The following is a 23,737-nucleotide window of genomic DNA, read 5'->3' as shown; positions in this document are numbered from 1 at the left end:
ATCACGGGGTAAAAATGGCGCAGAATGGCCTGGTTCCAGTCACCTTTTCCCGGCATGGGCGGCGTTACTGGACACGTTTCATGTCTTACCAATTCGCGGCCAATCGCGCTGAATGCGCAATTGTCTTTCAAGAAGCTCAACAAGCGGCCGCCACTTTTCCCATTTTGTTCAAGAAAACAGCCAGAGGTTATGAGCCAACCGGTATATTGTCCGTTCTCAAAGATAGGCCTACTCCATTTGTATCGCAGGCGGGCCGGTGGCTTGCCGCCTATGTGCCCTCTGCTTTACGTTGCTATCCTTTTCAGGCCGCACCCACCTGTCGCAAAAAGGCAGATCAGGCACCTCTGTTTCAATTAAATGTGGATGAATCCTCTGGGTTGCTAAGCGACGACCCAAAGGACGAAGCATTTTTTGACAATACCGGAGCCGTTTCACCTGCTTTGTGTGAGGTGAAAATCTTTCTTCAAGCCCGCGCTGCGGCCTGTGAGGCAACCCTGGCCCTGTGTCAGATCATCGATAGTCTTGGGTTGTTCGAATTAATTGCGTCACATGATGGGATACCCCTGCCGCCGGACAAGTTTGGGGTGTCAGTCCAGCGGCTCAAGACTTTGTCGCAGGTTGAAAAGCTGAAACTGGTCGATTCGGGTGCTCTTTTCTTGATCCACGCGCATCAGATTTCACTGTCACATTGCGGGTGGTTATCCCGGGCTCATCAACAGCTTGCACAGCAAAACCCGCAAGAAAAATACACGGAAAATTCAGATGTTTCCGGTTTCCTCTATGCCATGGCCAACGCTCAGAATGACGACTTTCTTGGAACCAGTGGGGTGTGAAACACCTATGCCAATACATGATCGCAAAGTAAAATTTGCAGCTTTAATCTGTCTCGCCGCGTTGTCTTCGGCTTGCACGCCCGCACCCGAACTGACGGGGGTTGAAATGTCGCTTTCCCGTGGCTCAGTGGGCGCGGGCGCGAACGCTCCTTCACCGCGGCTTGCGCAAAGTGCATTTGGTCAAAAGGTCCGGGTCGCTGTCGAATCCAACCCCGACTTGGCGCAGAGCGCAACTCGACTTGAAGTCGCTGCTGCCAATGAGGACGCCGCCAAAGGGGCGTTCTTACCGCAAGTGTCCATCGGCGTAAACGCACGATCCGAGCGCATTGAATCGGATATTGCTGACGTTACCCCCTATTTGCGAATTTCGCAGCTAGTCTATGACGGCGGCGCGGCCTCGAATGACCTGGCTGCCGCAAAAGCCCGCGTGCTTCAAAGCCGGGGCGACCAGTTGCAAACCGCAGCGGCAATCGCGCTTTCGGCAATCGAGGCCTATGTTGTGGTTCTTGACAGGCGGAAAATCCTGGGCATATCGGAACAGAACGTGTCGGCTCACGAAGAAATGCTTCGCCAAATAGCCGAGCGAACCGCGCAGGGTGTAGGTTCAAATGCGGATGTTCTGGCGGCCCGCTCTCGCATGGCTGACGCGCAGACAAGATTGGCGGATGCTGAGGCCAGACTAGATCGTGCGGATGCTCAGTTTCGCGAATTTTTCGGCTCTGCCCCCGGGGTATTGCCCCCTCCGGTTGCGGCCCCAAAACTGTCGAGAACTGATGCTCAGATCGTGATGGACAGCCCACAGGTTCGGCGGGCGGATGCAGCGCTGCTATCCGCAAAGGCCGAGCAGGCTGCTGCTCAATCCCGGCGCCAGCCTGGCGTTCAGGTTGCAGCCTTTGCTGATCGGGATGATAGGAATGACGCGAATTTCGGCGTCGACCTGTCATTCAATTACGAGATCGACAGCACAGGACAGCGCCGCGCTGCAATTGCGGCGGCAGAGGCACAGGTCAAAGAGGCTGAATTCACACGAGAATCTGTAATCCGGGACATACGGCGAGAGTTGGAATTTGTTCGCTCGGATCAGCAAGCTGGCGCAGTGCGGCTGCAGGCCGCCCGCATCGCAGTGCAGGCCAACGCCGACAGTGTCTCAGCAGCACGCGAGCAATTCACAATAGGACGGCGCAGTCTGATCGAAATCCTGGACGCGCAACGAGATTATGTGAACGCTCAGGAAAGATTGATCCTGGCTGAGCAGAATTTTTTCCTGACCAACTATGCCGCGCTCAGCCTCACTGGTGACATTCTGGACCTTCTGGGGATTTCATCGGCCAAGTGGGGTGAGGGTCTATGACACAACTGCTGCCAATTTCACGAGACCCCGAGCTTACGCCTTTGGAAAAATGCCTGTTGCACGTCGCGGCTCAATTGGATCGGCCGATGACAAGCGCCACTTTGTATGCCGCGCAATCAGGAACGACCGGGGAACTTACCCTCCGTGACGCTATCGAAGTGGCACAAAGGGCTGGTTTGCAGGCCGGATACGGCAAACGAAAGCTGCGGGATTTCGATACCCAACTGGCACCAGCGCTTTTGCTGTTGCAAGACAATAAAGCCGTTGTTTACCACGGTCGTTCGCCCGATGGGCATCTTTTGATTTTCGACCCTGAGCTTGGGGCTGATATCGGTGAAGTGTCAGAAGATAAGTTGAGGCACATTTACACCGGATATGCCCTTCTGTTTCGCCGCAATTATCGCGACGAAGTATCAAACAGCGATTCCTCATATTCCGGGCACTGGTTCTGGTCGGCAATGGCCGCAAACCGATGGTCTTACACACAGGTTATTCTGGCGGCAGCGCTCGCCAATCTGCTTGGCCTTTCAACGTCGATCTTCATCATGGTGGTTTATGACCGCGTTCTACCCAACGAAGCGACTGAATCCCTGATTGCGCTGACCGCTGGCGTCGGCCTCGCACTAGGCTTCGATTTCATCCTAAAGCTGTTGCGCGCCGGGTTCATTGATCGCGCCGGGCAAAAGGCCGACATGCTGATGGGGCGTCGTGTGTTTGATCAGGTTCTGAACATCCGAATGAAATCGCGTACAGGCTCGACTGGCGCCATGGCCAGCACAGTTCGTGAGTTCGAAACTCTACGCGAGTTCTTTACTTCGGCCACGCTGGTTGCGCTGGTTGATCTGCCGTTTATCGCGCTGTTCATCTTTGTCATCCATCTGGTGGGTGGACCGCTGGCGCTTATCCCGGCCCTCGCGGTTCCAATTGTGTTGCTTGCGGGAATTGCCGTTCAACCAGTGTTGGCACGCCTGGCAGAGAAAAGCTTTTCAGACGGGCAATCCAAGCAATCCGTTCTGGTGGAAACGGTTTCAGGGCTTGAGACCATCAAAACCACCGCAGCGGCCAGGCAAATGCGAACCCGTTGGGAAAATGCGATAGAACGACAATCGTCACACGGCGCGCGAAGCCGAACGGTGACGCAGTTTGCCCTGAATCTGACCGGTTTCACCCAACAGGCTGCACAGGTATTGATCGTTTTCTATGGCGTGTTTCTGATCACCGACGGTCAGGCCAGCATGGGGGCGTTGGTTGCCTCGGTCATGCTAACGGGGCGCGCTTTGGCCCCGTTGGGACAGCTTGCCCAAACCTTGACCCGCGTCAACCAGGCCCGAAGCGCTTACCGCAGTTTGGATGCCTTGATGCAGGCCGAAAGCGAAAGGCCACAAGGACGCAATTGGGTAAGCCGAAACGGCTTCGAAGGCCGGATCTGCTTCAAGGATGTTCACTTCGCCTATCCCGATCAGACCGAGGACACTTTGGCCGGCGTGTCATTTTCAATTGAACCGGGTGAGAAGGTCGCGATTTTGGGGCCAATCGGCTCGGGTAAAAGTACAGTGGCCCGGCTGTTGCTTGGACTTTACCAGCCGCGCTCGGGGTCGGTTCTGCTGGACGGGGCAGATATCCGGCAGATCGACCCTGGTGATCTGCGTCGAAACGTTGGCTCGATCCTACAGGATATCTGGCTGTTTTCTGGCACGGTACGCGAGAACATAAACAGCGGCACCGTCAGGCCACGCGATCAGGACTTGATCCATGCTGGGAAGGTGGCCGGGGTCGAAGATTTTATTGCTCATACCCCCAATGGATACGACCTGAAACTGGCGGAACGGGGCGAAGGTTTGTCCGGCGGTCAGCGGCAAGCCATTGCTTTGGCCAGGGCACTGGTCGGACGACCTCCGGTCCTGTTGCTGGATGAACCGACCAGCGCGATGGATGTAAAAACCGAGGCCGAAGTGATCCGTCGCCTGAAACAGGCAACGCAGGACACAACGATGGTCATCGTCACGCATCGCACCAGCCTTCTGGAGCTGGTGGATCGGGTCATTGTGATCGAAGGCGGGCGCGTGGGCGCAGACGGCCCGAAAAGCTTGCTGGCCCAACACGTCCGCAAAACACGGAGGCACCTGAATGTCGCGGCATCCTGATCTGGCCACACTCGCGCGTGAAATACGTGGACGCTCACCTCTACGTGGATCTCTGCTTTTGTTGGTGATTACGTCCTGTCTCATCGTGCTTGGACTGTGGGCGCATCTCACCGTATTGGACGACGTGACGCGCGTTGACGGTCGGATCGTGCCTTCGGCTGACATTCAGGTGATCGAAGCCACTGAACCCGGCGTATTGCAATCCCTGAAAATTCGGGAAGGGCAAGTGGTTGAAAAAGGAACGCTGCTGATGGAGTTCGAAACCACCCAGATCGACAGTCAGCTAAACCAGGAACAACAGCGTGCATTCGGGCTGATGGCGCGCACCCAACGTTTGCAGGCAGAAATTGACGGGACCGAACTGAGGTTTTCGCCGAACCTGATCAAAGGGTCCCCCGAGGTCGTGCATTCGGAAACCGCGCTGTATCAGGGGCGCCAATCCGAATTGCGTGCTGAAATCGCAATTCTTGAAAGGCAGCGCCAGCAACGCCAACAGGAATACGAGGAAGGGCTGGTGGATCGTGTGACAGCAGATCAGACGCTTAAGTTGCTGGCCGAAGAACGCTCGATGATGCAGCCATTGGTGGAAAAGAAAATGGAGCCAGCCACAACGCTTTTAACGCTCCGCCGTGGTGAGGCCGAATGGGAAGGCCGCAGAACGCGGGCCGTGGCCGCGACCAACAGGCTGAAAACTGGTCTAGACGAAATAGAAGACCGCATCCGTGCAACGCGCAGCCGGTTTCGCAGCGCCGCGCTGACTGATCTGGCGTTGGCGACCACAGAGCTTGCGGCGTTGCAGCCCATTCTGCCAGCACTGCGCAACCGGGCCGATAGAGCACAGGTGCGATCGCCAGTTCGGGGTATCGTGAACCGGGTGCATCGCAGCACAATTGGGGGATTGGCCCGCAGTGGAGAGGAATTGATTGAAATTGTGCCCTTGAACGACACCTTGCTTGTCGAAGCCTATGTGCGGCCAGAAGACATTGCCTTTCTTCACTCAGGGCAGCCGGTCAAGGTCAAGATCACAGCCTATGACTTTGCCCGTTATGGGGCTTTGAACGGTCAAATCACGCGCATCGGTGCAGACACGATCACGCGGTCCGAACGCAATGACGAAGAAGTTTTTGTCGTAGAAATTGAGACCAGCAACTCGATGCTGGATGCCAATGGTCTGGCCGTTGAAATCATCCCCGGCATGATTGCCGAGGTTGACATTCTGTCGGGCAAAAAGACGGTGCTGGAATACCTTCTGCAACCTGTGGTCAAAGTCAAAGACAGGGCACTGCGCGAATAGGTCAAAACGGGTTAAGCCCGGTTGTAGGTCCACGTTACTGACCAGATCCTACAGAAGGGGCGGCTGTCAGGACACCGGTTGTTTGAACTGCTTATCAAACAATTTCCGGAACACCCCATCGTTCCCGACCAGAGTTTCCAAGTTGCCTTCCTCAATAACCTCACCGTCCTGAATGACAATGATCTTGTCCGCTTCCAACACGGTAGACAGCCTGTGGGCGATGACAATCGTTGTGACATTCTCGGTCAGCTTGTCCAGCGCGGTTTTCACAAGGGTTTCAGATTCTGCATCAAGGGCACTGGTGGCTTCGTCCAGCAACAAGATTTCAGACTTTCGCAGAATTGCTCGTGCAATGGCCAACCTCTGTTTTTGCCCGCCAGACAAAAACGCGCCATTCTCACCCACTTGCGTGTCATAGCCGAATTGCATCTTGCTGATAAATTCATGTGCATGGGCGGCCCGCGCGGCTTCGGTCACCTCTTCGTCGGTTGCCTCGGGACGCGCAAATCTGAGGTTCTCCATAATCGAAGCGGAAAACAGGAACGTTTCCTGACCAACATACGAGATCTTTTGGCGCAATGAGGCAAAGCTTGCCCCCTGTAGATCCTGCCCGTCTATTTCAACCGTTCCGCTATCAGGATCATAAAAACGCATGATCAGGCCAAAGATAGTAGATTTTCCGCCACCGGACTGACCAACAAGAGCCGTTGTCTTTCCAGCCTCAAATGTCACGTTCATATCCGAAATGACATTGGGGTTTCCCTTGTACCCAAAACTGAGATCCCTTAGCCGAATTTCACCCGGTCCAGATTCCAGCGGTTTGGCATCGGGGCTTTCCCGCATGGGCTCTTCTTCGTCCAGCAAATCAAACATCAGACCGATCGGAACCAGTGCCGTTTCAATGACAACTCGCATTTTCGACAAACGTTTCGCGGGCTCGTATGCCATCAACAGCGCCGTGATGAACGACATCAGCTGACCTGCGGTGGTTGGGCCGCTTCCTGCGATACCTATGGTGCTGATCACAAGAACCCCAGCTATGGCAAGGCCCGCCAGAAATTCCATCAGCGGGCTGGCTACCGATTGCAGTTTCGAAATCGAGTTCGCCCGTTTTTCAACCGATCTGATCGCCCCATTCATCCGTCCGACCATATGATCTTCGAGAGCAAAGACCTTGATGATCGTTATGCCACCGGAGGTTTCCTGAAGAACCTTGATGATCTCGGACAGGGCCGCCATCTCAGACTGCATGATCGAGCGAACGCGCTTGAGCAGGAAACGAACACTCACCAAGGCAACCGGGCCCACGACAAAGAACAGCACTGACAATAAAGGCTGCTGATAGACCATTACGAAAACCAGACCGATCAATGTCAGTAAGTCTCGCACAAAGCTTGTGACAACGACGTTGACCAGCCGTCTGGCCGCCTGAGCCCCCTGCGTCACGCGCATCAAAAGGCCCGAGGATTCGTTTCTGGAGAAAAAGCCCACACCGCGCTTGATCAGCTTGGCATAAAGACGTTCTTGTTGAACGGCAATGATGCGGTTTCCAGCCCGCGCCAAGAACACTGCCTGTACGTAAGATGCAGCCGCCTTGCCGAAAAACAGCGCAATTACAGCCCCGGCAACCAGAAAGACCTGCGAGCGCATCTCAGGCTCGGTCATGGTGTTGACGATGTTTTCCATCATCCACGCGGTACCGGCAGTGGTTGCAGCAACCACAACCATGGCCATCATCGCGATCCCATACAACCAGCCCTGGCTGCGCAGGCTTTCGCCCAGCAAACGGCCGATATGACCGGATTGCCATTTGGCCAAGGTTTTTTTGATCATTCTACTCTCCAAAACCCTTAGCTGTTCCGATACCCGGCAGCGTCATGGTCTTAACCCGCATTGCACCGGCAACCCCCGGACAGGATGGTGTTAGTTATGCGCGACTGCGCCAAGAATCCATAGCCCGCGCGCAGATAATAAAAGCGATGTGTTCCAGCTGACATCAGGTTTAGGATTTTGTCTTATTTTTTGTGTAACGAAGTGGTTTTGCTAAATTATTCACAACATGAGCTCTAGTATAAGACCGCCTTCCAGCTATTGATAGGCGCTTTACCGCCACTCGACGTCCCCCAGAAAAATGTAACCTGCGCCATAGATGGTCTTGATCAGGCGCGGGTTTTTCGGATCTTCGCCCAGCTTGGTGCGCAACCGAGAGATGCGCACATCCATTGCCCGGTCAAAGCTGTCGCCAGCCGCACCGCCCAGTGCCTCTTGCATCTGAGATCGGCTGATCAGGCGTTTCGGGCTGTCCAAAAACAATCGCAAAACTTCCCCCTCCGCATGGCTGAACGGTGTCTCTGCGCCACTGGCATCGATCAGGACATAGCGGTCAAAATACGCAGTCCAACCATTGAACATCGCCACATCCGACTGCGAGGTCTGCTGGCGAGGGGACCGCAATCTGGCCCGAATGCGGGCTACAACCTCGGCCGGGTCGAACGGCTTGGTAATGTAATCATCCGCCCCAAGCTCTAGCCCGGTCACACGATCTTGCACCTGCGCCCGACCTGAGATGATGATCACCGCTGCCCCCTGTTCCAGTGCCAGCCGATGCACCAACGCCAATCCGTCCGTATCGGGTAGGGACAGATCAACCAGGCACACATCCGGCGTCACACGTTTCAGCGCAGCCTCGAATTCCCGCGCCCGGGCAAAGCTTTGGGTGCGGAATCCGGCCTCTTCCAGCGCGTCGGTCAGAACACGTCGGATTTCGGGTTCATCATCGACGATGGTGACCAGCGGTTGAGTCATCAGGTGCCCTCGGTTCGGATCAGGGCGGACAGCTGTGCCCGCGTAAACGGTTTGCTCAGGACCGGCGCCAGTGTCAGCGCCTGCCGGTGCAGCGGGTCAGAATAGGGCAACGAGGTCATCAAAATACACGCCAAGCCTGGTTTCAACTGCGCCAACAGGTCAAGACCCGTCCCCTGCCCTTCCAGTCGGATGTCTGACAGTACCAGCGCGATATCGTCAATATCCGCCGTCAAAGCCAGGGCTTCATCGACCGAGGTTGCCTCGATCACCGAACATCCAAGATCGACCAGCATATCGCGGAACTGCCCGCGCAGATCATCATTGTCTTCGACAAGCAGGACCAGCCCATCCTGCACCGGCGGGGCTGGACGATAGGGCAAACGCATGGCCACCGCTGCCCCCGAAGGCGTGTTGCGCAGGTTCAGGTCTCCGCCTGCCAGTTTTACAGTATCATAGACCATCGGCAGACCCAGCCCCGATCCTTTGCTGCCCTTGGTCGTAAAGAAAGGGTTCAGGGCTTTCTCCAAACCTTCCTCGGAAAAACCCGGTCCGGTGTCGGTGACCGCAATCTCAATCCAGATCTCTCCGATCTTATGCGCGCTGATCGTCACCTGACCAAATCCACCACAGGCATCGCGCGCGTTCAGAACAAGGTTCAACAACGCGTCCTGCACCATGCCCGGGTCCAGCATCAGCGCCTCATCCGGCAGAGTGTTGACTACCGACAGGCCGACGCCGCGCGGCAGGGATGGCGAGGCGAGGATGCGTAAGTCTTCCAACAAGCCGCGCATGTCGGTTGCTTTTGGTTGAAATGTTCGGTTGCCGGTCATATCCGCGATCCGGTTCAGCAATTGCCCGCCCCTCAGTGCGGTTTGCTGGGTTGCGGCCACAAGCTCTCGCGCGGCTTCGGACAAATCCATCTTTTCCAACCGGGACTGCATACCCAGAATGATGGTCAACAGGTTCGAGAAATCATGCGCCAACCCACTGGTCATCTGCGCCGCCATGGCCCGGCGACGTGTCTGTTGCAGGGCCACACGCGCCTGCGTTTCCTCGGTAATATCGACAGACATCACATAGACGCCCCCCTCACCATCTGGTGAAAACGACACGCGGATGCGGCGGGAATCCTGATCCTCTGTGAACTCGAACACCGACGTTTCACCGCCATAGGCTTTGAGCAGGTAAGGTTCCACACGGGTAAAGGCCGCAGCACCCAACGCGTCAGATATGTGCATATCCAGAATTTCAGAAGGTCGGCTCGGCATGACCGAGCTGAGCCGTCGGTTGGAGTAATCATACCGCCCGTCTGGATTCAGGTGGGCAATATGGGCCGGCATCATCTCGGTCGTCATGCGTGTGCGGGCTTCGATCTCGGTCAGCTGACGTTTGGCCTCTTCCAGCGCAGAGTTGGTCGCCGCTAGTTTCCGGTTGGCTGCCAAAAGCTCCTCGGCGCGGTCCAGCAATTGATCCGACAGTTCCTCGGACCGGGCACGCAGCAAGGCCTCGGCCTGTTTGGTGTTGGTGATATCGGTGTAGACGGATACCCAACCGCCTGTGGGCAAAGGCGCACCTTCGACCGAAATCACGCAGCCGTTGGCGCGCACACGTTCCATGTAATGAGGCTCGAACGCCAGCGCCTGTTGAACCCGCTGAGCGACGGCATCCTCGACATCAGTAACTTCACCATATTCACCGTGCGCAACCAGATAGCGGATCGTGTCGGCGAACAGCGCTCCGGGCTGCACAAGTTCATCCGGCAGGTCGAACATATCCTGAAAACGGTGGTTGCTGACCACAAGCCGCAATTTGCTGTCGTAGATCGACAGGGCCTGACCGATCAGGTTCAGACCCGCACTGGTCATCGACTTTATCTGTTGTTCAGTTATGTCCAATTTCGCCCTCTCCGCGAACCATGCGTAGCATCGGTTTCGTCACAGGTGTATAGGACAGATTGGATCAGTACCGCGGTTTGGACTTTGCCCCATCCGGCGTGATAGAATGCAGCGACAGCGTATGGTCCATGTTTCGCATCCGATGCCGCAACATTTGCCGCCCCAAACGCGCCAGGTCCACCGCATGATCGGGGTTGCTTGCAACATCCTCCAGCTCGCCCTTGCCGTCGTGATCGAAAAGCAACGGCGGCAAATCAGCAGCAAATTCGACCAAAGTGAATCGGTCGTCGCGCAGAATGCCCAAACACGAGTCGCTGTTGCCCGTGCCCAATTGCTGTTGCCACAACGTAGGGTTTTCGGGTTCCGAGAAATCAAGCTCGCTAAAAGAATAGCTGCGCCAATCCTCAGGTACTTCGCCACGCAAAAGCGGCAACAAGGACCGGCCATCCATCGCATTCGGAACCGTCTGACCAACCCATTCAAGGATCGTCGGGGCTATATCTACCGACTCGGTTGGCGCAGACATTACTTTGCCCGCCTGAGATTCATTACCCGGCACCCGTATCATCAGCGGCGTATGATAGGCCGCGTCATAGACTGTCATCTTGCCCCAGCTGTGCCTATCACCCAGCATCTCGCCGTGATCGGCGGTGATCACCAGCAGCGTATCGTCGTATTGCCCGCTGTCCTTCAGGTACTGGATAACGCGACCAACATGATGATCCACTTCGGTTGCCAGCCCCAGATAGACCGAGCGCAGCGTCTGGATATTCTCAACCGTGGGGTCAACGTGATCGAAACCCAATACGAAATCCGCCGCCGTCTGCTTGTCCAACGTCGGGCCAAAGAAGGGATGCATCGCCCGTTCCTCAGCTGCTTCAGAGCAACCCGCAGGCAGCGGCAATGACGCCGGATCGTACATGTCATTGTACGGCGCGGGGGCAACCAGCGGTGGGTGTGGTCGGATATAGGTCAAATGGGCAAACCAGTTCTGGCCCTTGAGCGGGGCAAGACTGTTCAGGAATGTGTCGGTCAAAAAGGCCGTGTCGCTGTCTTCGGCCCGGTACAGGGCCGGATCATTCAGGCGCGGTGCATCTCCGGTCGGTGACACCGGTTTGTGAACGTCCCAGTAATCTTCAAAGCGGTATCCTTTCTGCATCAGGTGGGATCGCCACGGGTAGGATTCCTCCAACCGCATCTCGACGATTTCATCAAACCCGGCCATCGGGTTCTCATAGGATTTCAGAACTGGGTCACCTGCGTCATGCACACGCGGATCGGCCGAGGTATCGGTATAGCCGAACAGCATGGGCAGGTAACCGGCCTTACGCATCTCGGTCGCGATATTGGGTGTGTCGTGCCGCAGCGGTGTGCCATTGCGGACCGAGCGGTGATTCATCGCATACTGCCCAGTCAGGATCGAGGCCCGCGAAGGCCCGCAAGGATTGGTGACCGAAAAGTGGCGGTCAAATGTCACGGCCTCATCCATAAACGCCCGCATGTTCGGCAGATCGACGTGATCCGCAAGGGCACCGTTCAGGCAATCTGCCCGCAACTGATCAATAATGATGAACAGGACATTTCCCGCGTGCTTCATGACACTTACCTTGATTCCAACGAGGCGTTTCCGCTGCAGACTGTGACTTGGTTCCGTGGTCGCGGCAAGCCGTTCATCGCTCTGATATTTGAGCACGCTTTTTTTCGTATCACGTACAAAAAAACAGTCATTTAAGGGGATGGCGCACATGGCTAGCGTCAGGCGGACCCAAATTGTCACACCCCTACTATGGTATGGCGGCAAATCTGGTCACAGCGTAAAAATCCGTTGCAGCACAACGTGGTTTCACATCACATACGACCATGACGCAGCCCATGATACATTCGGAACATGACGCCGACGGCGTCTGCCTGCGTATTTCGGGTGAAATGCTCACCAAATCTCTGGCGTCAGTAGAACAGGCTTTCGCCTCAACTCAACCCCAGGGTGGCAACGTCACGTTTGATCTGTCTCAGGTTGAGGCGCTGGATACCGGTGGCGCATGGCTGGTTGCCGATTTGGCCCGGCGAAACAGGGCCGTAGGCGCCGAGGTTCGGTTCGAAGGGTTAAGCCCGGCTCAGTCCGCCCTGTTGGACACTGTAGCCAAGAACATACCTGACGATTCCGGCATCGAAGCGGAACACCGCAGTTTTGTTGATTGGGTCGCCAGCGTTGGTCAACGCACGGCGGGGGCCTGGGAAGACACCCTTTCGATGCTGGGCTTTCTGGGCCTGACTCTGCATCGGTTAGCCCGCACCATAATTATGCCATGGCGGCTGCGACAGGCAGCGCTGGTATCCCAGATGGAGGAAACGGGTTTTAGGGCCATCCCGATTGTTGCCCTGATGGGGTTTTTGATCGGCGTTGTGCTGGCCTTTCAGGGGGCCACTCAGCTGAAACAATTCGGAGCCGAGATTTTCGTGGTCGAACTGATCTCGATCTCGGTACTGCGCGAGCTGGGCATCCTGCTGACAGCCATTATTGTTGCGGGCCGGTCCGGGTCGGCTTTCACCGCGTCAATCGGATCGATGAAAGTGCAGGAAGAGATCGACGCCATGCGCACGCTGGGCCTTGACCCGATCGAAGTGCTGGTGATCCCGCGCGTCGTCGCTTTGTTGATCATGTTGCCGATCCTGGGTTTCATTGCGGATATGGCCGCCCTGATCGGTGGGGGTTTGATGAGCTGGATTGATCTTGGCATCAGCCCCGGCATGTTCGTGACGCGGCTGAAGGAAAGCACCGGCATCTGGCATTTTGCCATCGGCATGATCAAAGCCCCGTTTTTTGCCGTGGTCATCGGCGTTATCGCCTGTTGGCAGGCAATGCAGGTGAAGGGATCGGCCCAGAGCGTCGGCCAAAGAACAACAGCCTCCGTTGTGCAGTCGATCTTTATGGTAATTGCACTGGACGCGCTGTTTTCGATCTTCTTCTCGGTGTTGGAGGTCTGACATGGACGGGAGCGTGCTTGAAAAGACCTCGGAAACCGGCGCTCAGCGCGAGGCAGTGATCCGCGTGCGCAATCTGACCAACCAGTTTGGAACGCAGGTGGTGCATCAGAACCTTAACCTGGACGTCTGGCGCGGTGAAGTATTGGGCATCGTTGGCGGATCGGGCACCGGCAAGTCGGTGCTGTTGCGCACGATTGTTGGGTTGAACAGACCCGCCGCAGGCAGCATCGAAGTATTGGGTGTCGACGTCCTGAACGGGCCCGAACAGGAACGTCGCCGCATCGAACGGCATTGGGGCGTGGCCTTTCAGGATGGCGCGCTGTTTTCGTCTCTGACAGTTTTGCAGAACGTCATGGCCCCGCTGCGCGAACACACCGGGTTAAGTGAAAAGCTGATGTGTGCCCTTGGCAGCCTGAAGATCAGCCTTGTAGGTCTGCCACAACTGAGCTGCGGCAAGTTTCCGTCAGAACTGTCCGGGGGTATGCGCAAACGCGCAGCCTTGGCCCGCGCACTGGCACTGGACCCCGAGATCGTGTTTCTGGACGAACCCACTGCGGGGTTGGACCCGATCGGGGCGGCGGCTTATGACGAGTTGATCGGCGAGTTGCAACACGCGCTGGGGCTGACCGTGTTTATGGTTACGCATGATCTCGATAGCCTCTATGCCATTTGCGATCGTGTCGCAGTGCTGGCCGAAAAACGCGTTCTGGTTGAAGGACGGATTGAAGAAATGACCAAAGTCGACCATCCTTGGGTGCAGGAATACTTCACCGGCCCCCGGGCGCGCGCGGCGCAAAAGAAGGGGCAGGACAGGTAGAGGCCATGGAAACCCGAGCGAATTATATCCTGATCGGCGCCTTCACCCTTGCGGGTATCCTTGGCGCATTCGGCTTTTTCCTATGGTTGGCGAAATTCGAGGTGTCGCGGCAATACGCCTATTATGATGTACTGTTCGACAACGTATCTGGCCTGTCTGCGGCAGGCGGCGTCAGCTACAATGGTCTGCCGGTCGGTCAGGTTATTTCGCTGAATCTGGACGAGGACGACCCGTCCAAGGTACGGGTCAGGCTTGAGGTCGACGCAGACATCCCCGTAACCGAAGACACAATTGCGCAGTTGCAATCACTGGGTGTCACGGGCGTTAGTTACGTGGAACTGACCGGCGGGTCCGCCAGCGGCACAAAACTGCCACAAGACAGTGTGATTAAAAGCAAGCGCAGCGCCATTCAATCGTTGTTTGAGGGCGCCCCGAAGGTGCTGGACGAGGCCGTTACCCTGCTGGAAAACCTCAATGCCGTAGTCGATGACAAGAACCGCAAATACGTCAGCGACATTCTCGACAATTTGGCTTCCGCTTCAGGCAAGTTGGAAAAGACGCTTTCGGATTTCGAAAACCTGTCGACGGACCTTGGGGGCGCCGCCAAAAAGCTTGGCGATTTCACAGATCGACTGGATCAGTTGGCCGACACCGCCGAAACGACCCTGACAACCGGCACGGATACGCTGAAAAGCGTGAAAACCGCATCGGACTCGGCAACCGCAACTCTCGACAGCGCCAAGGTCACAATCGAAACAGCGGATCGCATAATTCAGGAAGATATCCGTCCCTTCATCGAACGCGCCACAAACCTGGCCGAGAACCTGAACGGTCTGACGAGCGAGGCCGAAGTCTCGCTGGCGACTATCACCGAGACATTCTTGAATGCAAATAAAACGCTGGGGTCAATCACGGGTGCGATGGACACGGCAAAAGGCACGCTGACCTCGGCAGAACGTGCCTTTGACTCGGCCAACAAAGTCATAACCGAAGACGTCGGCACTGTAATGAACGACATCCGTACAGCCGCAAATGAGGTATCCGCGACTGTGAAGAACGTCACCCAACGTCTAGACGACATATCCGCCGATATCCTGAGCGCATCGAAATCAGCCTCGGAACTGCTGGGCACCATCGACGGTATCGTCCAGGACAACCGCCGTCAGCTGTCCGATTTCCTGCGGGTCGGTCTGCCGCAGTTCACCCGCTTCATCGAAGAATCGCAACGACTGGTCATCAGCCTGGATCGTCTGGTGGATAAGGTCGAACGTGATCCCGCGCGTTTCCTTCTTGGAACCCAAGCATCGGAGTTTCGCCAATGATTAGGCATTTACTTGTGGTTCTCGCCCTGGTGTCTCTGGGGGGATGCGCGGGGCTGGGAACGCTCAGGCAGGCATCAAAGCCTAATGATTTGTACTTGTTGACACCAAAAAGCACGTTTTCGTCTTCGTTGCCGCGCATTCAAAAACAGGTCGTGGTGCAGGAACCAACGGCCACCGCAGCCGTCAACACCGATCAGATTGCTATTCAACCCACCCCGTTGCAGGTCCAGTATCTGCCACGGGCGCGTTGGGTGGACCGCGCGCCGCTGATCGTTCAGGCGCTGCTGGTGGAAAGCTATGAAAACAGCGGCAAGGTGGCTGCCGTTGGTCGTTCGACCGTTGGATTGCGCGCGGACTACGTCATCGTTCCGGACTTGCGGGAATTTCAGGGCCTTGTGATCGCTGAGGACGACGGATCGTCAACTGTACGGGTCGAAGTTCGAATGAACATCAAGATCATCGACGAGTTCGAAGACAAGATCATCGCGTCAGATTCCTTCCGGGAATATGTGGTCGCCGCCAGCGATAAAACTCCTGATCTGGTCCGAGCGTTCGATGATGCGTTGGGCAAGACCATGCGGGATGCGGTGGAATGGAGTGTGCGCAAGATCAACACCCACGCCGCGAATAATTCTGATCGATTTTAGGGTAGGTAAACGGGCGCTCTTAGGTTTCAGCGCCCGCATACCGGTTTCATTGAGACAATGTCTGGGCCAAACGCATCAATGTGATGGCTTCGGCACGATACCCGAACGGGTCCTCACCCTTTGCCTCATTTGCAAGCGCAATCGCATCCGCATAGGACCACGAGCCTAAATATTCCCCGCCGCGCAGCAACTGCCCAAAGCCCGCAATGGCGTATGAGAATTCCACATCTTCAGTTACGGCCCCCTGCCCCGGCAGGATTGGATGCTGGATCAATTGGCTTTCTGCAACACCAGGGGATTTGTAACGCAGTTTGAAAAACCCTATTTCGTCCGATCCCTCGGACACCGCTTGTTCTGCATAGCGCAAGGGACCATTTCGGATGGCGTCCGACCCCACAGGTGTCACTTCGTAAATCGCAGTCACCGTATGACCGGCCCCGATATCGCCCGCGTCCACCTTATCGTTCGCGAAATCTTCGCGCTGCAAAGCACGGGTTTCATACCCGATCAGACGGTATTCGGCGATCTGCGCCGGGTTGAATTCGACCTGTATTTTGACGTCATTGGCAATCGGAAACAGCACGCCGGTCAGCTGATCGACCAGAACCTTGCGTGCCTCGCTTAATGTATCGATATAGGCCGCCTGCCCGTTCCCATTCTGCGCCAGCGCCTGCATGGTCGCATCGTCCAGATTTCCCCGACCAAAGCCCAGAACGCTTAGAAACGTGCCGCTGTCGCGTTTTTGGGCTATGAAATCTTTCAAAGCGTCCGGGTCCGACAGGCCAACATTGAAATCACCATCCGTGGCCAGGATAACGCGGGTGACCTCGCCATCCTCAACCATGCTTTCCGCCACCTGATAGGCCTGCTGCAACCCGGCCTGCCCGGCGGTCGAACCCCCGGCCTCCAATTGGTCCAGCGCGTTTAGGATTTTGGACCGTTCCGACGCCGCCGTCGGCTCCAGCACTTGCCCGGCGCCGCCCGCGTAAGTGACGATTGACACCTGATCTTCGGGCCGCAATTCCGATAGCATCAGGCGGAAAGATTGTTTCAGCAGCGGCAGTTTGTCGGTATTTTGCATCGAACCCGACGTGTCGATCAGAAACACTAGGTTCAGCGGTGGGCGATCTTCGATTTGCGGAAGCGCACCCTGAATGCCGATATGGACCAGCTGCGTGCCTTCGTTCCAGGGTGTTGGGGTCACCGAAATCGAAGGCCGGAACGGCACATCACTTTCGGGCGCGAGATAGCTGTAGGGGAAATAATTCACCATCTCTTCAACCCGCACCGCATCTTTCGGCGGCAACTGACCACGCATCAGCGACGACCGGACAATCGAATACGAGGCCGTGTCGACATCAATCGAGAAAGTCGAAACGGGATCTTCGGCTGTCACCTTTAGAGGGTTGGTGGCAGTGTTGGAGAAGGTCTCGGTGTTTTGATTATCACCGATGGCACCTAGTACTCTACCTCCAAGAAATGGCTCAGCGGTATTAGGTGCAATCTCAAACAAAACTGAACCATCGCTTTCGGCAGTAAACCCTTCCTGCCGTTTCGCTGTCCGTGAGACCACCACAGGGACATCTACAACCGGCTTTTCCAGCGGAGCTGCAGCTGTTTCCTCTAAAGAATCCGCTTCGAGCTCAGTAACCGAATGGGGAGCCTGCGACGTCGTGGATCGACTCTCGATTCTCGAATTCGGCTCCAGAACATAATCCCGCGTCTGCGGTAGAATCGCCACCAAGGCCACAGCAGCAATTGCGGTTGTCGCGGTCAATGCGCCGCGATGCGTCAAGACATTCAACATGGACTTCGCTCCTTCTGTCAGGCGGGCTATTGGGCCTCGCTTGACAGTCGGACGCGCGCCAGACTGCAATCCTTGGGCGCGGGCGAAACTTTTCTGCGCCTGCTGTAGATTTTCCACCCGACGCTGCGCATCCGGCGCGGGGGTGGCGGCATTCATCAAGGTTTTGAAATCTTCAAGATCGTCTGTCATTGAGCCAGCTCCTCTTGCCGCAAGGCCCGCAGGCGTTTGCGGATATCCGACATGCGCCAAGACACTGTGCCTTCAGATACGCCCAGCACATCAGCAGCCTGGGAATGGGTCATCTCTTCCTCAAGCGTCAGGGCCAAAGTGTCCTGCAATTCTTGCGGTAAGGCGCGCATGGACCGTTGCAACCAATCGACCGCTTCGGCGGTCTCCGCCGCTTCGGCCCGGCGCATCTGCTCAACATCGCCCCACCCGACCGCAGCACGGCTGTGACTGGCTTGCCGACGGCGCGCATCTTCGGCGGCGTTGACGACAACACGATACAGCCAAGTGGTGAATTTGGCCTGCGCCCGAAACCCAACAATCTTGGTTGGTAAGGCGGCGCAGATATCCTGTGTCAAATCTTCGGCCTGATCACCGCGCCCACTCAACCGAAAAGCCAGACGAAAAATCCGGTCGTAATGGCGCGCAAGAAGGGCAGCGAACGCATCCGCGTCCCCCTTCGCGGCAGCTTTGGCCAGATCCTCATCCGAAGTTGTCATACGCATCACGATGAGTAAGACGGACCAGAAAGGTCAATCCTTGGCGGCGGGTCGAAAAAAATTAAAAATGACTTGCCGATGCCATTTTCCAATCCGCAGCAAAGGCTTCGGGGGGCGTATCGGTCAGCAAGGCGCCTTCATCAATAAAAGTGTACATTTCGGCATAGGATCGCTCGTGTTCATCCGCGTTGCGACAGCGGATATCGCTTGGATGCAGGTCAGAGACTTTTTCTTTACCCATAGCACCCAAAAGCTCTCGAAAGCTTTCCAGCGTGGCGTCATGAAAGCGCTGCACCCGAACGCGTTTTTGCGGCACGTTCACTGCCCGTCCCCGGACCGGGTCTTGTGTGGCGACACCCGAAGGGCAGCGGTTCGTATTGCAATGCAACGCCTGTATGCAGCCGACCGCAAACATCATCGCCCGCGCCGCGTTGCACATATCAGCCCCAAGCGCAAATTTCTCGACCATGTCATAGCCCGTGGCCACCTTGCCCGAGCAGATGATCCGCATCTTGTCGCGCAAACCAGCGCCACGCAGGCAGTTGTTAACAAAGATCAACGCCTCGTTCAGGGGCACGCCGAGGCGGTTGGTGAATTCAACCGGAGCCGCCCCGGTGCCCCCCTCGGCACCGTCAATGGTAATAAAGTCGGGCAAAATTCCAGATTCCAACATCGCCTTGCAGATCGCCATAAACTCGGAAGGACGTCCAATGCACAGCTTGAAACCGACGGGTTTTCCGCCTGACAATTCACGCAGGTGCTGAACGAAATGCATCAAACCCGTCGGACCTTCAAAAGCCGAATGGATGGGAGGAGATATGACGTCCTGATGCTCGGGTACGTGGCGGATTTCGGCGATTTCCTTATCCACCTTGGCCGCAGGCAGAACCCCGCCATGGGATGGTTTCGCGCCCTGCGACAGTTTGATTTCAATCGCTTTGACCACATCTTTTTGGGCTTTTTCAGCGAATTTATCCTTATCGAACGTACCTTCGAGCGTACGGCATCCAAAATAGCCCGTACCGATCTGCCAGATGATATCACCGCCCTCGGCCAGATGGTGCGGAGACAACCCACCCTCACCCGTGTTATGCGCAAACCCCCCATCCTTGGCACCGCCATTTAACGCCCGGATCGCATTGGCGCTGAGTGCGCCGAAACTCATGGCGGATACGTTCAGACGCGAGGCATTATAGGGTTTGGTACACTGGGGTCCGCCCAGCATGACCCGTTCCTCACTTTCGGCCACCTCTTTGGGTGCAAGTGAATGGTTGGCCCGGTGATACCCTACGGTCATGATGTCGAATTGTGTGCCAAAAGCCTGTGTATCCATCTGCCCCTTGGCGCGGGAATAGACCAGGCTGCGGATGATACGGTTATAGGGGCGCCCGCTTTCGTTGGTCTCAACAAAGTATTGGCGGATTTCCGGGCTGACAAATTCCAGCATGTACCGGAAATGCCCCAGAACCGGATAATTGTTCAAAACGTTATGCTTTGTGGTCAGCATGTCATACAGGCCAACCACTGCGTAGGGGATCAGCAGGACCAGTAACCAATGCGCCGGTGGCCAGTACAGCCCCCACAACACAGTCAGCGGCAAACACACGTAGCTGAGGAAGTAATAGAGTTGACGTACAATCATTTTGCGCTCTCCCAAGGTGTTGCCAAACCGGCTAATGGCAAGCGTGGATCAATTCGGCTTTTGATTGCAAGCGTTTGAACCAAACGTCACGCGATCAGGTTAGATTACAAAACAGGCAGAATACAGAGCCACTGTTGATCCCCCTTGCCCCAATAGGTATGCCAAAACAAAGGTGAAATTGGGCAGGAATCCAGGCCGTGACACAGACCCGACCCGCCGTCCGGACCACGGCCATCACGTTTGCTGCCGTTTTCGTAGGGGGCGCTGCGGGGTCGTTGCTGCGCGAGGCGCTCTCGGCCCAGATCCCCGGCGCTCCGATTCTGACGGCCACGTTTGGGATCAATATTGTGGCCTGTTTCATACTCGGTTGGCTTTATGCAGTGCGGTATCGCGTGCATGCGCATGTATTGCATCTAGGCGCCGTCGGGTTTTGCGGTGGTCTGTCTACGTTTTCCTCATTTGTGGCTGAGCTGGAGCGTATGGCGGCAACGCATCTTTGGGGCGCTATTTCGGCTGCTGGTCTGGAAATAGCGGTTGGCCTCGCGGCAGCCGTTCTGGGTGAGGCTATCGGACGGCGTCTCCTAGGGCAGAGGCCAGCAAAATGACTGAGCTGTACCTGCACGCCATGTTCGGGCTGGGCGGCGGTCTGGGCGCAGTGCTGCGCCATTGGGTCGCCCTGCGGGTTCGCCACGACCTGCCGTTTGCAACACTGATTGTAAATGTTCTGGGCAGCCTGCTTCTTGGTCTGTGGATCGGTTTCCTGGGTGGGCCAGTCGATTTGGGCGAAGAAGAAAAACGGCTGGTCTTCGGGTTCTGCGGCGGGTTCACCACTTTCTCAAGCTTTGCTTATCAGTCGCTGGAGTTGCGGCGGCAACGCACGATTGCGCTGGCGGCGGGGAATATTCTACTTAGCCTGATCTTGTGTTGGCTTGCCTTGTTGCTGGGATTGTTCCTGACACACTAGTGCGCGGGAACAGCAGACTGTGTGCCTGGCTTAGGAGCGCGGCAGAAAAACAGCAAAGGAATCGTCGCCAGGGCCAGCAAACCCAGGTTATTGAAAACGGTCAGATATGAAATCAGTTCAGCCTGCTGGCTGATCGCTTGCCCCAGTATGGCAGCGCCTTGCGCACTGTCGGGCGTCAGGCCAAGCGGTTGCAGATAAGCCTGCGCAACCGGGTTGTAAGGGGTCACATTCTGGCCAAGCACAGCGGTATTCGTCTGCAACCCGCGCACCACCCATGTCCCAACAAGCGAAATTCCAACCGACGACCCCAACTGACGGGTCACGTTGAACAATCCAGACGCTTCGTCCTGCCGGGTTTTTGAAATACTCTCGAACGCCAGAATCGACATGGGCACAAAGACCAACCCCATACCCAGACCGCTGACGGCACCTGGCCAGGCCAGCTCCCAAAACCCCGCATTCATATTCAGCGCGCCCATCATGAAGTTGCTTACCGCCGTCAACGCCATGCCCAGCCCGGCCAGAATACGCGGATCAAAACGATGCACCAGTACAGCGCCAGTAACCACCATGGACAGACCCGCCGTAATACCCCGCGGAATGAACAAATGGCCTGAGGCGATGACCGGATAGTCCAGCAGGTTCTGCACAAAAGTTGGCAGGATCGCGATGCCTCCGAACAGCGAGATCGCAAACCCTGCGATGACCAGATTGCACAGGGCAAAATTCCGGTCCGCGAAAAGGCGTAGATCAACGACGGGGCGCTTCGAGCTGAGCGCATGAACAACAAACCCCAACGCGCCCAGAACCGACGCGATCAGCGCCACCTGTATCACACGAGAGGTCAACCAATCCTTGGTTTCCCCCTGATCCAGTATGTATTGCAGGCACCCAATGCCGATGGCCAGCAAGGCCAAACCGATCCAGTCGATCTTGACCTCTTCGGTTTCATCATCCGGCAGCTCTCCGGCCAGCAACAGCAGGGCCATGGCCGCCACCGGCAGGTTTACGAAAAACACCATTCGCCACGAGAAATACTCGGTCAGGATGGCCCCGACTGTCGGCCCCAAGACGGGGGCAACCACGACGCCCAGACCAAAAACAGCCATCGCCTGCCCGCGTTTTTCGCGGGGATAGGCATCAAACAGGATGGACTGCGACAACGGGATTAGGAACGCACCGAACATGCCCTGCGCCAGTCGGAAGAAGACGATTGTCTCAAGGCTCCACGAGAGGCCGCACATGACGGACATAGCGGTAAAGCCCGTGATGGCGGTCAGGATCAGCCGTCGCCGTCCGACCCGGCGGGAAACAAACCCCGTCAGCGGCATGACCACGACAGCCGAGACGATATAGCTGGTCAATATCCACGTTGCCTGATCGGTTGTGGCCCCGAAAGCGGCCTGAATATGTGGCAGCGCAACATTGACAATGGTGCTGTCCAACACCTCGAGTATAGCGCTGAGAACAACGGCGATCACAATCACCGGATTGACGCGGCTGGCCGCCGATCCCGTCATTTTTCTGCCTGATCGACGGTCGTATCCACAGTCACTTTGCTGCTGCCACCCACACGTAGGGGCACATCGGTCGGATCAAGTTCAACGCGCACCGCAAAGCGGCGGGTGACCTTGACCCAATTGCCGCTGGCATTCTCGGACGGCAAAAGCGAGAAAGTATCCCCCGAGCCGCGCCCGATCGAGGCGACCTTGCCCGTCAGCGTCACACCCGGCAGCATGTCGATCTGAACCGTAACCGGTTGGCCCGGGCGAATGCGCGGCAGAGCGGTTTCCTTGAAATTCGCATCCACCCACCACTGTGACGACTCTACAATCGAAAACTGCGGCGCATTGGCGGCCACCGCTGAACCTGGCCGTAAGGTCAGGTTAGCAATCCAACCATCCGCCGCTGCATAAACCTTGGTCCATCCCAGATCCGCCTGTGCGATCTCAAGCTGTGCGCGGGCAGACAGAACGTCATCTTGCTTTGCGGCCACACCGCTTTGCAGGGCCAACAGGCCGGACTGGCTGGCGGTCAGTCTGGCCGAGGCCTGCGCGAATTCTGTCGTTGCCTGGTCCAATGTGACCTGCGCCACATCTCCATCCGCAAAAAGCGCCTTGTTGCGTTCAAAATTGTTGTTGGCCGTGTTGAAGGCGGACTGAGCTGAATCGACCGCTGCCTTGGCCGCTGCGATCTGGGTCGAAAACGTTTGAACCTGCTGTATGGCTCTGTCCAGATCGGCCTGCGCCTGATCGACGGTTGCCTTGAATTGCGTATCGTCGATGGTGAACAGTAGGTCCCCTGCCTTGATTGGCTGATTGTCATTGATCGGCACCTCAGCAACCTTCCCGGTTACCTGCGCCGCCACGTTGATGATATTAGCACCGACATAGGCGTCTTTGGTCGTGGGGTACCTTTCCTCATGGCGCCAATACAGCAACAGACCAGCGGCGATGGCAATCAGCATGGCGGCAACGGCGACGCCTTTAATCGATTTCATGCGTCA

General features: G+C 56.5%; 19 protein-coding genes. 10 read left to right on the top strand and 9 right to left on the bottom strand.

Annotated elements, in window-relative coordinates:
• Positions 1-14 precede the first annotated feature (14 nt).
• The 4 genes from ACR0AJ_RS08975 (at position 15) to ACR0AJ_RS08960 (ending at position 5,622) form a co-directional block, all read left to right on the top strand.
• Positions 15-833: a SapC family protein gene (locus tag ACR0AJ_RS08975; protein WP_480740646.1), complete on the top strand. Its 819-nt coding sequence runs from the start codon at positions 15-17 to the stop codon at positions 831-833.
• 106 nt (positions 834-939) lie between these two features.
• A complete protein-coding gene (locus ACR0AJ_RS08970) occupies positions 940-2,184 on the top strand; it encodes a TolC family protein (protein WP_170350006.1) in 1,245 nt (414 codons plus the stop codon).
• Positions 2,181-4,328, top strand: a complete 2,148-nt coding sequence (locus tag ACR0AJ_RS08965) for a type I secretion system permease/ATPase (RefSeq protein ID WP_170350005.1) — start codon at positions 2,181-2,183, stop codon at positions 4,326-4,328. Before ACR0AJ_RS08970 ends, ACR0AJ_RS08965 begins: the two co-directional genes overlap by 4 nt.
• Complete coding sequence (locus tag ACR0AJ_RS08960) at positions 4,312-5,622, top strand: HlyD family type I secretion periplasmic adaptor subunit (protein WP_480647377.1); 1,311 nt, start codon at positions 4,312-4,314, stop codon at positions 5,620-5,622. The genes ACR0AJ_RS08965 and ACR0AJ_RS08960 overlap by 17 nt, the downstream gene beginning before the upstream one ends.
• A 66-nt stretch (positions 5,623-5,688) precedes the next feature.
• Here the strand turns inward: ACR0AJ_RS08960 and ACR0AJ_RS08955 are convergent, their stop codons facing one another.
• From ACR0AJ_RS08955 to ACR0AJ_RS08940, 4 genes are all read right to left on the bottom strand, one after another.
• Positions 5,689-7,455, bottom strand: coding sequence for an ABC transporter ATP-binding protein (locus ACR0AJ_RS08955; protein WP_170552109.1), 1,767 nt, complete (start codon positions 7,453-7,455; stop codon positions 5,689-5,691).
• A 270-nt stretch (positions 7,456-7,725) separates the two neighbouring features.
• Positions 7,726-8,427, bottom strand: a complete 702-nt coding sequence (locus tag ACR0AJ_RS08950; protein WP_170350002.1) for a response regulator transcription factor — start codon at positions 8,425-8,427, stop codon at positions 7,726-7,728.
• Positions 8,427-10,292: a hybrid sensor histidine kinase/response regulator gene (locus tag ACR0AJ_RS08945; RefSeq protein ID WP_480740723.1), complete on the bottom strand. Its 1,866-nt coding sequence runs from the start codon at positions 10,290-10,292 to the stop codon at positions 8,427-8,429. The genes ACR0AJ_RS08950 and ACR0AJ_RS08945 overlap by 1 nt, the downstream gene beginning before the upstream one ends.
• Positions 10,293-10,386: 94 nt before the next feature.
• Positions 10,387-11,919 (bottom strand): sulfatase-like hydrolase/transferase, encoded by a 1,533-nt coding sequence (locus ACR0AJ_RS08940; protein ID WP_480740643.1) that lies wholly within the window; start codon positions 11,917-11,919, stop codon positions 10,387-10,389.
• Positions 11,920-12,194: 275 nt separating this feature from the next.
• Between ACR0AJ_RS08940 and ACR0AJ_RS08935 the strand changes: the two genes are divergently transcribed.
• From ACR0AJ_RS08935 to ACR0AJ_RS08920, 4 genes are all read left to right on the top strand, one after another.
• Positions 12,195-13,307: an ABC transporter permease gene (locus ACR0AJ_RS08935; protein ID WP_480647372.1), complete on the top strand. Its 1,113-nt coding sequence runs from the start codon at positions 12,195-12,197 to the stop codon at positions 13,305-13,307.
• A 1-nt stretch (position 13,308) separates the two neighbouring features.
• On the top strand, positions 13,309-14,124 hold the full coding sequence (locus ACR0AJ_RS08930; protein ID WP_170349998.1) for an ABC transporter ATP-binding protein: 816 nt from the start codon (positions 13,309-13,311) through the stop codon (positions 14,122-14,124).
• 5 nt (positions 14,125-14,129) lie between these two features.
• Positions 14,130-15,446, top strand: coding sequence for an MlaD family protein (locus tag ACR0AJ_RS08925; RefSeq protein ID WP_170349997.1), 1,317 nt, complete (start codon positions 14,130-14,132; stop codon positions 15,444-15,446).
• Positions 15,447-15,541: 95 nt separating this feature from the next.
• Positions 15,542-16,093 carry an ABC-type transport auxiliary lipoprotein family protein gene (locus ACR0AJ_RS08920; RefSeq protein ID WP_254428493.1) on the top strand — a complete coding sequence of 184 codons (552 nt, stop codon included), beginning with the start codon at positions 15,542-15,544 and terminating at the stop codon, positions 16,091-16,093.
• 46 nt (positions 16,094-16,139) lie between these two features.
• Here the strand turns inward: ACR0AJ_RS08920 and ACR0AJ_RS08915 are convergent, their stop codons facing one another.
• From ACR0AJ_RS08915 to ACR0AJ_RS08905, 3 genes are all read right to left on the bottom strand, one after another.
• Positions 16,140-18,089 (bottom strand): vWA domain-containing protein, encoded by a 1,950-nt coding sequence (locus ACR0AJ_RS08915; RefSeq protein ID WP_170349995.1) that lies wholly within the window; start codon positions 18,087-18,089, stop codon positions 16,140-16,142.
• A complete protein-coding gene (locus ACR0AJ_RS08910; RefSeq protein ID WP_480647370.1) occupies positions 18,086-18,625 on the bottom strand; it encodes an RNA polymerase sigma factor in 540 nt (179 codons plus the stop codon). Before ACR0AJ_RS08910 ends, ACR0AJ_RS08915 begins: the two co-directional genes overlap by 4 nt.
• Positions 18,626-18,686: 61 nt before the next feature.
• The gene (locus ACR0AJ_RS08905; protein WP_480647368.1) at positions 18,687-20,267 is read right to left on the bottom strand and encodes an FMN-binding glutamate synthase family protein; all 1,581 of its coding nucleotides are present in this window, start codon (positions 20,265-20,267) and stop codon (positions 18,687-18,689) included.
• A gap of 197 nt (positions 20,268-20,464) precedes the next feature.
• Between ACR0AJ_RS08905 and ACR0AJ_RS08900 the strand changes: the two genes are divergently transcribed.
• Positions 20,465-20,872: a CrcB family protein gene (locus ACR0AJ_RS08900; protein WP_368040139.1), complete on the top strand. Its 408-nt coding sequence runs from the start codon at positions 20,465-20,467 to the stop codon at positions 20,870-20,872.
• Entirely contained in the window at positions 20,869-21,231 is a 363-nt protein-coding gene (locus ACR0AJ_RS08895) for a fluoride efflux transporter FluC (protein ID WP_170349992.1), read from the top strand. Before ACR0AJ_RS08900 ends, ACR0AJ_RS08895 begins: the two co-directional genes overlap by 4 nt.
• Here ACR0AJ_RS08895 and ACR0AJ_RS08890 read toward each other — a convergent pair.
• Together ACR0AJ_RS08890 and ACR0AJ_RS08885 are read right to left on the bottom strand one after the other, a co-directional pair.
• A complete protein-coding gene (locus tag ACR0AJ_RS08890; RefSeq protein ID WP_480740639.1) occupies positions 21,228-22,751 on the bottom strand; it encodes a DHA2 family efflux MFS transporter permease subunit in 1,524 nt (507 codons plus the stop codon). The two genes, ACR0AJ_RS08895 and ACR0AJ_RS08890, sit on opposite strands and share 4 nt — an antisense overlap.
• Positions 22,748-23,731 carry an HlyD family secretion protein gene (locus ACR0AJ_RS08885; protein WP_170349990.1) on the bottom strand — a complete coding sequence of 328 codons (984 nt, stop codon included), beginning with the start codon at positions 23,729-23,731 and terminating at the stop codon, positions 22,748-22,750. The genes ACR0AJ_RS08890 and ACR0AJ_RS08885 overlap by 4 nt, the downstream gene beginning before the upstream one ends.
• Positions 23,732-23,737 lie beyond the last annotated feature (6 nt).

Source organism: Ruegeria sp. CJ9 (assembly GCF_056536625.1).
Note: the sequence above shows the minus strand (reverse complement) of the source record. Positions and strands in the feature narration are given on the sequence as shown.